Here is a 15281-nt window from a genome sequence, read left to right as displayed (position 1 = left end):
AGCGTCGAGGTGTCACCCAGGGCAGAAAAATCGTCCTCGGCGATCTTGCGCAGGATGCGACGCATGATCTTGCCGGAACGCGTCTTCGGCAGGCCCGGCGCGAACTGGATCTTGTCGGGCGAAGCGATGGCGCCAATCTCCTTGCGGACATGGGCAACAAGCTCCTTGCGCAGCTCTTCGGTCGGTTCGGCACCCTTCATCAAGGTGACGTAGCTGTAGATGCCCTGGCCCTTGATGTCGTGCGGATAGCCCACGACCGCGGCCTCGGAAACCTTCTCATGGCTGACCAGCGCCGATTCGACTTCGGCCGTGCCCATGCGGTGGCCGGAGACGTTGATGACGTCGTCGACGCGGCCGGTGATCCAGTAATAGCCGTCGGCGTCGCGGCGGCAGCCGTCACCGGTGAAGTACTTGCCCTTGTAGGTCGAAAAATAGGTCTGCACGAAGCGGTCGTGATCGCCATAGACGGTGCGCATCTGGCCCGGCCAGGAATCGGTGATGCACAGATTGCCGTCGGCCGCACCTTCCAGCACCTTGCCCTCGCCGTCGACCAGCTGCGGCTTGATGCCGAAGAAAGGCCGCGTCGCCGAACCCGCCTTGAGGTCGGTCGCACCTGGCAGCGGCGTGATCAGGATGCCGCCGGTCTCGGTCTGCCACCAGGTGTCGACGATCGGCACCTTGCCGTTGCCGACGACGTTGAAATACCACTCCCAGGCTTCCGGGTTGATCGGCTCGCCGACCGAACCCAGCACGCGCAGCGACTTGCGCGACGTCTTCTTCACGTGCGCATCGCCGGCGCCCATCAGCGCGCGCAACGCCGTCGGCGCGGTGTAGAAGATATTGACCTTGTGCTTGTCGATGACTTCCCAGAAGCGCGACTGCGACGGATAGTTCGGCACGCCTTCGAACATCAGCGTGGTGGCGCCGTTGGCGAGCGGGCCGTAGACGATGTAGCTGTGGCCGGTTACCCAGCCGACATCGGCGGTACACCAGTAGATGTCGCCGTCATGGTAGTCGAAGACATATTGGTGGGTCATCGAGACGTAGACGAGATAGCCGGCGGTGGTGTGCAGCACGCCCTTCGGCTTGCCGGTCGAACCCGACGTGTAGAGAATGAACAGCGGGTCCTCGGCCTTCATCTTCTCGGGCTTGCATTCGGCTTTCACCGTCGCGATCTCGTCGTGATACCAGACGTCGCGGCCTGAAACCCAGCCGGTCTTGCCGCCGGTGCGGCGCACGACCACCACCTTTTCGACTTTCGTTCCGGCTTTCGCGGCGATCTCGATCGCCCTGTCGGTGTTTTCCTTCAAAGGGATCGGCTTGCCGCCGCGCAGGCCTTCGTCAGCCGTGATAACGAAGGTCGACTTGCAGTCGTCGATGCGGCCGGCCAGCGCATCCGGCGAGAAACCGCCGAAGACGATCGAATGGACGGCGCCGATGCGCGTGCAGGCCAGCATCGCATAGGCGGCTTCCGGGATCATCGGCATGTAGATGGTGACTCGATCGCCTTTCTTGACGCCGTGTTTCTTCATCACATTGGCGAGCCGGCAGACATGCTCGTAGAGCTCGTTATAGGTGACCTTCTTGTCGTCGTAGGGATTGTCGCCTTCCCAGATGATGGCGGTCTGGTTGCCTCGCTTCTTCAGATGCCGGTCGATGCAGTTGTAGGAAACGTTGGTCAGTCCGTCCTCGAACCATTTGATCGAGACCTTGCCGTCGAAGGAGGTGTTCTTGACCTTGGTGAACGGCTTGAACCAGTCGATGCGCTTGCCGTGCTTGCCCCAGAATTTGTCCGGGTTCTTGACGCTGTCGGCATACCATTTCAGGTAGGTGTCATTGTCGATCAGCGCGTTTTTCTTCCACGCCGGCTGGACGCGATGGACATGAACCTCGGACATTCCTGACTTTCCTCCCGAACCAATCGCCGGCTTGAAATGCCGGCGGGATCGCGGCGACACGGCCGCGAATTCGGCGGCATTATTACCAGTTCCGCCGTTACGGCAACATTAGACGTTGGATTCGCGCGGCGGGATGCCGCAGGGAGCTTCTCCAGGGCTGTCAGCACTCGAAGAGGTGCGCTGCTAACTGCATGTTTTCGCAAGCTAAAGCCGGTTCAGATGAAGAAAAAATCAATAGACGGTTAATCAGCGGCGCGCACAATCAGCCGTGGGAGGACAGGCGAATCAACCTGGGGACCGTCATGCGCGACCATGCCGAAATGGACCTGATGCTCAAAGGCTATGGCTTGACCACTGCCAAGATTCTTTATCACTTTCCCGATCACCCGCATCTGCTGCAGAGCTTCATCTGGCAGGACTACGATCTCGCGCCGAAGTTTCCGGTGCTGATCAAGTTCATCGAATTCTGGAAGGCCAAGCTGGACGGGCCGCTGCATTCGATCAGCTACACCCACCAGAAGCTGATCGCGCCGAATGAATGGCGCAAGGTGGATGGGGAGTTTGTGCTGCACTAGGGGCAAGTTTCGCAGCAACGGCTTCTTGAGGTCGGCGTTCTACGACGCCCCCCTCTGTCCTGCGGACATCTCCCCCTCAAGTGGGCAGATTGGCAGCTCCACCGACAACGCCGCCCCTTGTTACGCCTGCGATTGGCGAAAGTCGCCGCGACATCCGATCTCCCCCCTTGAGGGGGAGATGTCCGGCAGGCCAGAGGGGGGCGCTGGCCGCGAACCTTGCGCCATGACGGCCCGATGCGCTCAAACCACCGGCGGGTTCAACCGGGCAAAGCCTTCCTGCCGCCGATACGGGAAGTACGGGTAGGGCGCGGTGACTTCGCTTGCCGCGTCGAGCTGCCTTATCTGCTCCGGCGTCAAGGTCCAGCCGACGGCACCGAGGTTCTGGCGCAACTGCTCCTCGTTGCGGGCGCCGATGATGACCGACGATACGGTCGGGCGCTGCAGCAGCCAGTTGATGGCGATCTGCGGCACGGTCTTGCCGGTTTCCTCGGCCACGACATCGAGGGCATCCATCACTCGATAGAGATGCTCGTCCTCGACCGGCGGACCGAAGCTTGCCGTGTCGTGCAGCCGGCTCTGTTCCGGCAGGAGCTGGCCACGGCGGATCTTGCCGGTCAGGCGGCCCCAGCCAAGCGGGCTCCACACCAATGCACCGACACCCTGGTCGAGGCCGAGCGGCATCAGCTCCCACTCATAGTCGCGGCCGACCAGCGAATAGTAGACCTGATGGGCGACATAGCGCGGATAGCCTTGGCTGTCGGCTTGCGCCAACGACTTCATCACTTGCCATCCGGAGAAGTTGGAGACGCCGACATAGCGCAGCTTGCCGGCACGGATCAGGTTGTCCAGCGTCGACAGCACCTCCTCGATCGGCGTGCCGGCATCGAAGGCGTGTAGCTGCAAAAGGTCGATGTAGTCGGTGCCGAGGCGCCTCAGCGCATCATCCACGGATCTGATCAGCCGCGAACGTGACGAGCCGTAATCGCCCGGCCCATCGCCCATCGGCAGCGCGGTCTTGGTCGAAATCAGCACGGCATCGCGACGGCCTTTTATCGCGTCGCCAAGCACCTGTTCAGAAGCGCCGTTCGAATAGACGTCGGCCGTGTCGAACAAATTGACACCAGCCTCCAGGCAGATGTCGATCAGCCGCCGCGCTTCCCTGGCGTCGCTGTTGCCCCAGGCGCCGAACAGCGGGCCGGAACCGCCAAAGGTTCCCGCGCCGAATGAGAGTGCGGGCACTTTCAAGCCCGATGCACCGAGACGTCGATAATCCATCTTTTTACTCCTGGTGGTATGAAGGGTGTCGGAAGGGTTTGCCGAGGGTAGTCACGAGCGGATGGAGGCAGGTGCGCCGAGCGCCGGGGTACGATCGAGACGCAGCGCCAGTCCGGCCACGCCGAGCGCCGTGAGCGGCAGCAAGGCGGCGACCCAGGTCAGGGCACCCAGGCCAAGCCCTTGGGCAATCACCGCGCCGCCAAGCCAGGCGCCTGCGGCGTTGCCGAGATTGAAAGCGGCGATGTTGAAGGACGAGGCGAGGCTCTGGCCGGCACCTTGCGCCTTGTCCAGCACCCACATCTGCAGCGGCGCCACGGTAGCAAAGGCGGCGGCACCGAGCAGGCCGACATAGATGACGGCCATCACCTGGCTGTGGATGGCGAAGGTCATCGTTGCGAGCACCAGGGCCAGCACCACCAGACTGCCCAGCACGGCCGGCACAAGCCAGCGGTCGGCGACCTTGCCGCCAAGCAAATTGCCGGCGATGAGACCGCCGCCGAAGACGAGCAGGATCGGCGACACGGCTGCTTCCTTGAAGCCGCTGATCTCGGTCAGCAACGGAGCGATATAAGTGAAGACGGCGAAGACGCCGGCATAGCCGAGCACGGTGGTGGCGAGGCCGAGCAGGACGGGGGTGCGGCGCAAAACGGCGAGATCGGCGCGCAGGTCGCTCTTTTCGGGCGCCGTCCGGCTGCGTGGCACCAGAGCCAGGATGACGGCGAAGGCGGCCACACCGACCACTGTCACGGCCCAGAAGGTCGCGCGCCAGCCGAAGGCCTGGCCGAGCCATGTGCCGAAGGGCACGCCGAGGATGTTGGCGATGGTCAGGCCGGTGAACATCAGCGCGATCGCCGAGGCTTGTCTGTTGGGCGCGACCAAGCCGGTGGCGACCACCGAGCCGACGCCGAAGAAAGTGCCGTGGGCAAAGGCGGTGATGATGCGGGCGCCCATCAGCGTCCAGTAGTCGGGCGCCAACGCGCAGGCGAGATTGCCGAGCGTGAAGATCGCCATCAGCGCCAGAAGCACGGTCTTGCGCGGCCAGTTGCCGGTGGCGATGGTCAGCAAGGGCGCGCCGATGACGACGCCAAGCGCATAGCCCGAAATGAGCTGGCCGGCAGCCGAAATCGAAACGCCGAGATCCTTGCTGACATCGAGCAGCAGACCCATGATAACAAATTCGGTGACGCCGATGCCGAAGGCACCGGCGGCGAGGGCGTAGAGAGCAAGAGGCATGGCGGTTTCCACTTCGATGGCGAAGAGCGCCGTCCCGCGCCCCGACCCCTGAGATCGTGCTTCCCTGCATTGTGAACCAGACTTGCCTTGGGCATATTTTCTGTGAAATAGATTCATAAATGGCCAGGCCCGACGTCAATCGCTCCGGCGAGATCGAAGTGTTCGTGCGCGTCGTCGAGGAAGGCAGTTTCTCCTCCGCGGCACGCGCGTTGCGCATGACGCCGTCGGCGGTGAGCAAGCTGATCGCGCGGCTGGAGGCCCGGCTTGGCGCGCGGCTGGTCAGCCGCTCGACGCGAAAGCTGCAACTGACGCCGGAAGGCACAGCATTCTACGAGAGCGGCCTGCGCATCCTTGCCGACATGGCGGCAGCCGAGCAGGAGGCAGCGGCGGGTGCTTCACCGCGCGGACGTGTGCGTATTAACAGCTACGTGCCCTTCGGGGTGCATCGGCTGGTCCCGCTTCTGCCTCGGTTCCTGGAACGCTACCCCGAGATTTCGGTCGATCTGGTGCTGACCGACAGCGTCGTCGACCTGATGGCGGAGCGCGCCGATGTTGCCATCCGTGCCGGGCCATTGAGTGGGTCACGGCTGGTGGCGCGCAAGCTCGGGCAAAGCCCGGTGGTCGTTGTTGCAGCACCTTCTTACCTCGAGACGCACGGCATACCGCTGACGCCAGCCGATCTCGACAGGCACAACCGCATGGGCTTCGGCTTCGTCAGGCACCTCGATGGCTGGCCGTTCCTCGACGCGGAAGGCCGCGCCATCATGATTCCCATCACCGGCAACACGCTGGTCAGCGATGGTGAGGCGATGCGGCTCATGGCACTGGCGGGCGCGGGCATCGCCCGGCTGGCGCGCTGGCATGTGGCGGAAGACATAGCGGCCGGCAGGCTGGTGCCGCTGTTGGAGGCATTCAATCCGGGTGACGAGGAGCCGACCCACGCCGTCTATGTCGGCCAGGGCCGGCATCTGCCGGCGCGGGTGCGCGCCTTTCTCGATTTTCTGGTCGAGAGCGTCCGGCTGACCTGACATCTCCGGAGCCACGGCTCCCGAGATGTCAGCGTGGGCTGTATTTATGCTTTCGGCGTGAACGCCGCCGGACGGCGGCCCGCTGCCTGGCGCTCCAGCATCCAGCCTGGATATTCGGACGGCAGCGCGCTGACCTCGTCGAGGCGGGCGAGATCGTCGGTGTCGAGCTTCACTTCAGTCGCTGCGAGGTTCTGTTCAAGCTGGTCCATGCGGCTGGCGCCGATGATGACGCTCATCACGAAGGGCTTGGCCAGGACATAGCCGAGCGCCACCGTGGCGACGCTCACATCATGTTTTTTGGCTATGTCGCGCATGACGGCAACGGCCGCCCAGGCGCGGTCCTCATTGACCGGCGGGAAGTTGAAGGACGCGCGGCGGCCTTCGCCATTGCCGGGTGCGCCGGGGCCATATTTGCCGGAGAGCAGGCCGCCGGCCATCGGCGACCACACCATCAGGCCGAGTTTTTCCTCGTTGAGCAGCGGCACGATTTCGCGCTCGAGATCGCGGCCGGCGATCGAATAATAGGACTGCACGGTCTCGAAACGGGCGAAACCCTTGCGCTCGGCGATGCCGAGCGCCTTGGCGATGCGCCATGCCGCCCAGTTGGAGACGCCGACATAGCGGACCTTACCGCTGGCAACCAGATCGTCGAGCGCTCGCAGCGTCTCGTCGATCGGCGTCACCGTGTCGGTGCCGTGCAACTGATAGAGATCGATATGGTCGAGCTGCAGCCGCTCCAAGCTGGCATCGATCGAATCCATGATGTGGCCGCGTGACGAGCCGCGCTGGTTGGGGCCTTCACCCATGGCGCCATGCGCCTTGGTGGCGATGACCACATTCTGCCTATTGATCTTGAGATCCCTGAGCGACTGGCCGAGCAACCGTTCGGATTCGCCAAAGGAGTAGACGTCGGCCGTATCGAAGAAATTGACGCCGGCGGCAAGCGAATGGGCAACGATCTCGTTGACGCCCTTCTGGTCGAGGCTGGCGATCAGGCCCCATTGGGCATTCTGACCGGCGGCGCCGAAGGTCATGGTGCCGAGGCACAGTTCGGAGACGAACATCCCCGTATTTCCAAGCTGGTTGTAGCGCATAGTGGCGGCTCCAGAGAGTTTGTGATGACGCAAAGCAAATAGGAACGGTACGTTTCGTTTCCAGTCCTGGAGCAACGAGCCTGTCGGATTGGCCCAAAGGCCGTTGCGTCTCAGCGAGTGCCGAAGATCGCCGAGCCGACGCGGACGCTGGTGGCGCCGAAGGCGATTGCTGTTTCGTAGTCGCCGGACATGCCCATCGAGAGTTTGGCGACGTCGGCTTCCTTGCTAAGCTTCTCCAGCAGCGCGAAGTGGGGACCGGGGTTCTCATCGGCCGGCGGGATGCACATCAGGCCTTCGATAGCGAGGCCGTGCACGTCGCGGCAGCGGGCGACGAAGGCCACGGCGTCGCGGGGCTCGATGCCGGCCTTCTGCGGCTCGGAGCCGGTGTTGACCTGGACATAGAGTTTTGGCGCGCGGCCCTGTTTGGCGATCTCCTTGGCGAGTTCGGCGGCGATCTTCTCGCGATCGACCGTCTCGATGACGTCGAACAGTGCTACCGCTTCCCTAGCCTTGTTGGATTGCAGCGGGCCGATCAGATGCAGTTCGATGTCGGGAAATGCGTCCTTCAGATCAGGCCATTTGGCTTGCGCCTCCTGCACCCGGTTCTCGCCGAAGACGCGCTGGCCGGCTTCGATGACCGGGCCGATGTCGGCGGCATCAAAGGTCTTTGAGACCGCGACCAGGGTCACGGCGCCGGCTTCGCGGCCGGCCTCGCGTTCGGCGGCGGCGATCTTCGCCTTGACCGCGAAAAATTGCTGAACGGCGTCACCCATATGCAAATCCTGCTGTTTTGACCGGCGTTTTTGTCAGACGCGGTACCCATATGGTTGACGGGTTTGCCAAACCATGGTGAACACCCGGACCACATTCCCTGAACTGCCGAGCCATCGCCCGCAGTTCGCGCATGCTTTTAAGTGAAAAACGTCCCATGGCAACCGAACGATACAATCCGCGCGCGTCAGAGCCCAAATGGCAGAAGGCCTGGGACGCCAAGAAGCTGTTCGAAGCGCACAATGACGATCCGCGCCCGAAATACTACGTGCTGGAGATGTTCCCCTATCCGTCGGGGCGCATCCATATCGGTCATACCCGCAATTACACGATGGGCGACGTGGTGGCGCGCTACAAGCGGGCCAAGGGCTTCAACGTGCTGCACCCGATGGGCTGGGACGCCTTCGGCATGCCGGCCGAAAACGCGGCGATGCAGAATAAGGTCCACCCCAAGGAGTGGACCTACCAGAACATCGCCACCATGCGCGAGCAGCTCAAGGTCATGGGGCTGTCGCTGGACTGGGCGCGCGAATTCGCCACCTGCGACGTCGATTACTACCACCGCCAGCAGATGCTGTTCCTCGACTTTGTCGAGAAGGGGCTGGTGACGCGCAAATCCTCCAAGGTCAACTGGGATCCGGAGGACATGACGGTGCTTGCCAACGAGCAGGTCATCGACGGGCGCGGCTGGCGCTCGGGCGCGCTGGTCGAACAGCGCGAACTGACGCAGTGGTTCTTCAGGATCACCGACTTCGCCCAGGATCTGCTGGATTCGCTCGAAGGCCTCGACGAATGGCCGGAAAAAGTGAAGCTGATGCAGCAGAACTGGATCGGCCGCTCGGAAGGCCTGCTGATCCGTTGGCCTCTGGCCGACGCCTCCGATGGCGAGCATGAGCTGGAAGTCTATACGACAAGGCCCGACACCATCTTCGGCGCTTCCTTCATGGCTGTCGCCGCCGATCATCCGTTGGCCAAGAAGGCCGCTGCGCACAATCCGGCGCTGGCGAAGTTTATCGAGGATATCGGCCATATGGGCACCTCGGTCGCGGCGCTGGAGACAGCTGAGAAGAAGGGTTTTGACACCGGCCTCCGCGTCGTCCATCCGTTTGACGACAACTGGACGCTGCCTGTCTATGTCGCCAATTTCGTGCTGATGGAATACGGCACCGGCGCCATTTTCGGCTGCCCGTCCGGCGACCAGCGCGACCTCGACTTCGCCAACAAATACGGCCTGCCGGTGATTCCGGTGGTGATGCCGGAAGGCGAGAATCCGGCGACGTTCCAGATCATCGATGAAGCCTATGTCGATGACGGCGTGATGATCAATTCGCGCTTTCTCAACGGCATGAAGCCGGATCAGGCTTTCGACGAAGTCGCCAAACTGCTGGAGCAGAAGACGATCGGCAACCGGCCGATGGCCGAGCGCAAGGTGAATTTCCGCCTGCGCGACTGGGGCATTTCGCGCCAGCGCTACTGGGGCTGCCCTATCCCGATGGTCCATTGCGAGGCTTGCGGCGTGGTGCCGGTGCCGAAGGCGGACCTGCCGGTGAAGCTGCCCGACGATGTCGATTTCGACCGCCCGGGCAATCCGCTCGACCGTCATCCGACATGGCGGCATGTGAAATGTCCGCAATGCGGCAGGGATGCGCGGCGCGAAACCGACACGATGGACACGTTCGTCGATTCGTCGTGGTATTTTGCCCGCTTCACCGCGCCGTGGGCACATGAACCGACCGATCCCAAGGCGGCCAACGAATGGCTGCCGGTCGACCAGTATATTGGCGGGATCGAGCACGCGATCCTGCATCTGCTCTATTCGCGCTTCTTCACCCGCGCCATGCGCGAGGCCGGCCATGTCGATCTGGCCGAGCCGTTCAAGGGCCTGTTCACGCAAGGCATGGTGGTGCACGAAACCTATCGCGTTGGCTCGGCATCGAACGGCCGCTGGCTGGCGCCCACCGAAGTTCGGCTGGAGGACGTCGACGGCAAGCGCAGCGCCATCGAGATCGCCACCGGCGAGACCGTCTCCATCGGCCCGCTGGAAAAGATGTCGAAGTCGAAGAAGAACACGGTGAGCCCGGAAGACATCACCGATGGCTACGGCGCCGATACGGCGCGCTGGTTCATGCTGTCGGATTCGCCTCCCGAGCGCGATGTCGAGTGGACCGACGATGGCGCCGCCGGCGCGCATCGCTTCATCCAGCGCATCTGGCGCCTGGTGTCGACGGCGGCGGAAACACTGGCCGGCATCAAGCCCGTGGCGGCCAGCAGCGGCGAGGCCGCGGTGGTTTCCAAGGCCGCGCACAAGATCCTCAAGGCGGTCGGAGAGGATATCGAGAAGCTCGCTTTCAACCGCGCCATCGCCCGCATCTACGAACTGGCCAACGCGCTGACCACGCCGCTTAACGAGGTGGCCGAAGGCAAGGCCGATGCAGCGCTGAAAGGCGCCTGCCGGCAGGCGGTGGAGATTCTCGTGCATCTGATCGCGCCGGTCATGCCGCATCTGGCCGAGGAGTGCTGGGCAACGCTCGGCGGCACCGATCTCGTTGCCGAACGGCCGTGGCCGGTCTTCGATCCGGCGCTGGTCGTCGACAACGAAGTCACCTATCCGGTACAGGTCAACGGCAAGAAGCGGGGGGATTTGACAATTGCCCGCGACGCGGACCAAGGTGCGGTCGAAAAAGCGGTATTGGCTCTCGACTTCGTGCAGAAAGCACTCGAAGGGAAGGCTCCGCGCAAGGTGATCATCGTGCCGCAGAGGATCGTCAATGTCGTTGCCTGATCGGGAAAAGACAGAGTTGAGCCATTTGCTGCGCCGCATGGCGCTTGCCGGCCTGATAGGTTCGCTCGCGCTTGTCTCGGCCTGCACGGTGCGGCCGCTCTATTCGAGCGCGCCACTGTCGGGTTCGCAGGCCAGTGCCAGTGCCGAACTGGCGTTGATCGGCATCAAGCCGGTCAATACGCGTTACGGCCAACAGGTGCGCAACAATCTCATTTTCGGGTTTGGACGAGGCGCCGGCGAGCCGGCCTCGCCGGCCTATTCGCTCAATCTCGGCGTGACCGAAGCGGTCGAGTCCGCGGCACTTGTGCAGGTCGGAACCGACGAAGACGAGCCGACCGCCGGTTCCGTGACGCTGACCGGCAGCTATACGCTGGCCGATGCGAAGACCGGCGTGGTGATCGCATCCGGCAAGCGTTCGATCACCTCGTCCTTCGACAGGCCGCGTCAGGAATTCGCCGCATACCGGGCGCAGATCGACGCCGAGAATCGCGCTGCGCGAGAGTTGGCGGAAGCGCTGCAGCTGTCCATTGCCCAGGACCTTGTCCGGCACGGCAAGACCGGCTAGCGCACCTCATCTGCTTCACGAAAACGGTCTGGCGCCCCAGGCATGACGGGATGATCGTGGGATCATGACCAGATTCCTGAACAGAGCCAGATTCTGAACAGAGATTGGCCGAAGAGACCCATCGGCCTGCTACGGCACAGCGAGTAGATCGCGCCACCGGCGAGGCGACGATCGTGCCACGTCGCTCGCAGACTGCCACGAAGATTTTGGCGCTCAGGATCGTCGGCGACCCATCCGGGAAGCAACTGTTAACCACTCGCTCCCTATTGCTCGGCAGACATTTCACAGTGAGTCTTGAGAATGGAAGCCAAGCGTTTTTCCCGGGTCAATTTGTCGACGGCCGCACCGCCTGATGATCCCGAGGGGAAGCGCTTCGAGAGCATCGGCGACAGGGGTGATCAGCGAAGTTCTTCCGCCGCAGGCGCCCTTGATCGTATGGCTCGCAAGGAGCCGGACGGTCGGCAGCCCGCCACACGCCAGGCCGGCTATTCCGCGCCTATGGTCGATCTCGGCGGCAACAAGCGGCCCTATATGGAGCCGCGGAGTGGCTCGGACGACACGCCTTCGAAAATCGGCGATATCGAGAGCCCTGCCTGGCAGGAATATTTCTTCCTTGCACCCAACGTGCGTTTTACACGCACGCCGGATTATGAGGCCAGGAAGCATCATCCGCAGCACGAGCGTGTCGTCGAACACGGCGCGACGCGCCCGACACAGCAAGCCGTTGCGCAACCCATGGTCGGCAGGGCGTCCTCCGCGCCCTCGCTCCTGGCATTGCCGGCGTCGGTGAAAAGCCCTGCCTCCCAGCCGCAGACCGGGCACGCCACGCAAGGGCCACTGCCGCCGGCTGCTGCTTTTGTCCCGTCCGTGCGCGCCAGGGAGAGGGTGCCAGCCGTTGCGCCGGTGCCGCCGAGGACGGTCGCAACGGGACGGGCATCCGCGCGTGCGTCCGTTGCTCCGGGCGCCCCGATCAAAACCGAAAGGCTGCGCTGGCCATATCTTTCGGATCATGCCTTCTTCGAGGCTATGGCACCCTATCTGGTCGACGTTTCGCCGCCGGCCCGGCAAACCGGTTCAGCGTCGCCTGCGCCGCTCGCCGCAGCGCCAGTCACCACCATGCCGATCGACATCCGTCCGACGACAGGGACCGATGCCACCGCCTTGTTTCGTGTCATCGACTGCCTGCCGGGCCAGGCCTTGAAGCCGTTGCCGGATGTTTGGCCGGCCAATTCGAACCAGGCCGTCGCCCAACCTGACGTGCCGGCGAGCAATGCGCCGTCGCCGGTCCAGCCTGTCGCAATTCCAGCCGCCAAAAGCGTCGCCGTTTCCGCGCCAGCCGCGCCAAGTGCGAACGTCCCTGCCAAGGCCGTTGGCGCCCGCTCTGCACGCTTGCCTGGGGCTGGAAAGGTCGTGCTGTCAACCGCGGGCGATCCCTATGAGCTTCCCTCGGAAGAGCTGTTGCAGCAGCCACCGGAGGGACAAGGCTTCTACATGTCGCAGGAGCGGCTCGAGCAGAACGCGGATCTCCTGGAAAGCGTGCTCGAAGACTTCGGCGTGCGTGGCGAGATCATTCATGTTCGTCCCGGCCCGGTCGTCACGCTCTATGAATTCGAGCCGGCGCCGGGCGTCAAATCTTCTCGCGTCATCGGGCTTGCCGACGATATCGCCCGCTCCATGTCGGCGATTTCGGCGCGCGTCGCCGTCGTGCCCGGCCGCAACGTCATCGGCATCGAGCTTCCGAACGAGATGCGCGAAACCGTCTATTTCCGGGAACTGATCGAATCCGAGGGCTTCCGCAAGACGAGCTGCAAGCTGGCGCTGTGTCTCGGTAAGACGATCGGCGGCGAGCCTGTCATCGCCGAACTGGCGAAGATGCCGCATTTGCTCGTTGCCGGAACCACCGGCTCCGGCAAGTCGGTTGCCATCAACACCATGATCCTGTCGTTGCTCTACCGGCTGAAGCCGGAAGAATGCCGGCTGATCATGGTCGATCCCAAAATGCTCGAACTCTCTGTCTATGACGGCATCCCGCATCTTCTGACGCCCGTCGTCACGGATCCCAAGAAAGCCGTCACGGCGCTCAAATGGGCGGTGCGCGAAATGGAGGACCGGTATCGCAAGATGGCGCGGCTCGGTGTGCGCAACATCGACGGCTACAACGAGCGCGCCGCCCAAGCCCGCGACAAGGGCGAAACCGTCGTCATGACGGTGCAGACCGGCTTCGAAAAGGGCACCGGCGAACCGCTTTTCGAACAGCAGGAAGTAGACCTGGCGCCGATGCCCTACATCGTCGTCATCGTCGACGAGATGGCCGACCTGATGATGGTCGCCGGCAAGGAGATCGAAGGCGCCATCCAGCGTTTGGCGCAGATGGCGCGTGCTGCCGGCATCCACCTGATCATGGCAACGCAGCGTCCCTCGGTCGACGTCATCACGGGCACGATCAAGGCCAATTTCCCGACCCGGATTTCCTTCCAGGTGACGTCGAAGATCGACAGCCGCACCATCCTGGGCGAGCAGGGCGCCGAGCAGCTGCTCGGCCAGGGCGACATGCTGCACATGATGGGTGGCGGGCGCATTTCGCGCGTGCATGGGCCGTTTGTCTCCGACGCGGAGGTCGAGCACGTCGTGGCGCATCTCAAGGCGCAGGGCCGGCCTGAATATCTGGAAACCGTGACCGCCGACGAGGATGAGGAAGAAATCGACGAGGACCAGGGCGCGGTCTTCGACAAGGGATCGGTTGCAGCCGAAGACAGCGATGCGATCTACGACGAGGCGGTCAAGGTGGTGGTGCGCGACAAGAAGTGTTCGACCTCCTACATCCAGCGCCGCCTCGGCATCGGCTACAACCGCGCCGCATCCCTGGTCGAGCGTATGGAAAAGGAAGGATTGGTCGGCGCACCCAACCATGTCGGCAAACGCGAAATCATCATGGGCCGGCGCCAGCCGGCGACCGTGCCTGAGGATGACGGCGCGGACTGAGCGACCCCGGCCGTTATGGGATCATGCTTCAGGGGATGCTTCAGCTGCGGGTCAAGCTCGTGAATTCCATCACCTATCCCAGCCTAAACCTTAAGCATCTACACTAGCGGTTAGTGACGGCCTTTCCAATGCTGACGACCACATAGGATAACCAGCCAATGACATGCCCGAAGAAATAGATGCACAGTCCCAAATATGTAAGCAACGCAATCACAAATAGCTTCTCACCTAACGCAACATTCGTCACGAAGCCTTGAGGCAACAGGGCAAGAATCCAACCGAAGTGAAGACCCCAGCTACACCCCCATTGACCACACGTCCGGTTGGCACTCAGCACCGTTGCGCCAAGCCACACGACCGAAATCACTATGAAACTCACCCACGAATAACGTTTGTCCCGAATGAGGCCGTAGATTGAAAATGCCTTTGCGAAAGCGAGTCCTATTGATGCAAGAACAGAAAAGGCGATTGAGATTAGAAGGCTCATGTTCGACCCAGTAGCTAAAACATCGAAGCTACAGCCAGCACCTTTACAAAGGGTTCGACCAAGTCATCGTTTTTTAAGTTCGTCGAAGGGCATCTCTCTAGCGTGATATCCAGGGTATGCTTCAGCAGCGTGTCGATCTGGTGAACTCGATCAAATATCCTGTTTTGAACTTGTCGCTCTCGATTTCAGCTGGATGCAATGCTGCGATGCAGTAAAGCCAAAAGAGCTAGTGCAAGGCACGCAAAAACAAAGACATGGAAAGTCACCCCACCCGCAGCACATAAAAAAGACCGGTTGCCCGGTCTTTTTTCACTGCAAGCGCATTGGCTTCAGCCGATCGCCATCTCAGCCAATCGATTGGCCGGTCTTGGCCCAGTCGGCGAGGAAGGCGGCGAGGCCCTTGTCGGTCAGCGGATGGTTGACCAGGGCCTTCAGGGTCGCCGGCGGCGCGGTCACGACGTCGGCGCCGATCAGTGCCGCCTGCTTGACGTGGTTCACGGTGCGCACCGAGGCGACGAGGATCTCGGTCTGGAAATCGTAATTATCATAGATCTGCCGGATTTCCTGGATCAGCTCCATGCCGTCGATGCC

General features: G+C 62.6%; 12 protein-coding genes. 5 read left to right on the top strand and 7 right to left on the bottom strand.

Annotation, left to right across the window (positions count from 1 at the left end):
- Nucleotides 1-1898, bottom strand: a 1898-nt coding sequence (gene acs / locus EN914_RS05200) for an acetate--CoA ligase (RefSeq protein WP_127389018.1), incomplete at its 3' end; no start/stop codon positions are given.
- Between the two features lie 302 nt (nucleotides 1899-2200).
- On the opposite strand from acs, the gene EN914_RS05195 reads away from it, so the two are divergent.
- On the top strand, nucleotides 2201-2473 hold the full coding sequence (locus EN914_RS05195) for an usg protein (protein WP_013529022.1): 273 nt from the start codon (nucleotides 2201-2203) through the stop codon (nucleotides 2471-2473).
- 240 nt (nucleotides 2474-2713) lie between these two features.
- Here EN914_RS05195 and EN914_RS05190 read toward each other — a convergent pair whose 3' ends face one another.
- Both EN914_RS05190 and EN914_RS05185 read right to left on the bottom strand, forming a co-directional pair.
- A complete protein-coding gene (locus EN914_RS05190) occupies nucleotides 2714-3748 on the bottom strand; it encodes an aldo/keto reductase (protein ID WP_024504215.1) in 1035 nt (344 codons plus the stop codon).
- A 51-nt stretch (nucleotides 3749-3799) separates the two neighbouring features.
- Entirely contained in the window at nucleotides 3800-4981 is a 1182-nt protein-coding gene (locus tag EN914_RS05185) for an MFS transporter (RefSeq protein ID WP_024504216.1), read from the bottom strand.
- Between the two features lie 119 nt (nucleotides 4982-5100).
- On the opposite strand from EN914_RS05185, the gene EN914_RS05180 reads away from it, so the two are divergent.
- Nucleotides 5101-6009 (top strand): LysR substrate-binding domain-containing protein, encoded by a 909-nt coding sequence (locus EN914_RS05180; RefSeq protein ID WP_024504217.1) that lies wholly within the window; start codon nucleotides 5101-5103, stop codon nucleotides 6007-6009.
- A gap of 44 nt (nucleotides 6010-6053) precedes the next feature.
- Here EN914_RS05180 and EN914_RS05175 read toward each other — a convergent pair whose 3' ends face one another.
- Together EN914_RS05175 and EN914_RS05170 are read right to left on the bottom strand one after the other, a co-directional pair.
- Nucleotides 6054-7103 (bottom strand): aldo/keto reductase, encoded by a 1050-nt coding sequence (locus tag EN914_RS05175; RefSeq protein WP_024504218.1) that lies wholly within the window; start codon nucleotides 7101-7103, stop codon nucleotides 6054-6056.
- 110 nt (nucleotides 7104-7213) lie between these two features.
- Entirely contained in the window at nucleotides 7214-7876 is a 663-nt protein-coding gene (locus tag EN914_RS05170) for a YggS family pyridoxal phosphate-dependent enzyme (RefSeq protein WP_024504219.1), read from the bottom strand.
- 155 nt (nucleotides 7877-8031) lie between these two features.
- Between EN914_RS05170 and leuS the strand changes: the two genes are divergently transcribed.
- From leuS to EN914_RS05155, 3 genes are all read left to right on the top strand, one after another.
- Nucleotides 8032-10656: a leucine--tRNA ligase gene (gene leuS / locus EN914_RS05165; RefSeq protein WP_024504220.1), complete on the top strand. Its 2625-nt coding sequence runs from the start codon at nucleotides 8032-8034 to the stop codon at nucleotides 10654-10656.
- Entirely contained in the window at nucleotides 10643-11221 is a 579-nt protein-coding gene (lptE, locus tag EN914_RS05160; protein WP_013529029.1) for an LPS assembly lipoprotein LptE, read from the top strand. Before leuS ends, lptE begins: the two co-directional genes overlap by 14 nt.
- Before the next feature lie 300 nt (nucleotides 11222-11521).
- Complete coding sequence (locus EN914_RS05155) at nucleotides 11522-14203, top strand: DNA translocase FtsK (RefSeq protein WP_024504221.1); 2682 nt, start codon at nucleotides 11522-11524, stop codon at nucleotides 14201-14203.
- A gap of 103 nt (nucleotides 14204-14306) precedes the next feature.
- Here EN914_RS05155 and EN914_RS05150 read toward each other — a convergent pair whose 3' ends face one another.
- A complete protein-coding gene (locus EN914_RS05150) occupies nucleotides 14307-14690 on the bottom strand; it encodes a hypothetical protein (RefSeq protein ID WP_127218570.1) in 384 nt (127 codons plus the stop codon).
- Nucleotides 14691-15035: 345 nt separating this feature from the next.
- Nucleotides 15036-15281, bottom strand: a 246-nt coding sequence (locus EN914_RS05145; protein ID WP_281034649.1) for a transaldolase family protein, incomplete at its 5' end; no start/stop codon positions are given.

This window comes from Mesorhizobium sp. M7A.F.Ca.CA.001.08.2.1 (genome assembly GCF_003998455.1).
In the GTDB taxonomy this organism is placed as follows: Bacteria; Pseudomonadota; Alphaproteobacteria; order Rhizobiales; family Rhizobiaceae; genus Mesorhizobium; species Mesorhizobium ciceri.
This window is presented reverse-complemented; position numbering and strand designations above follow the sequence as displayed.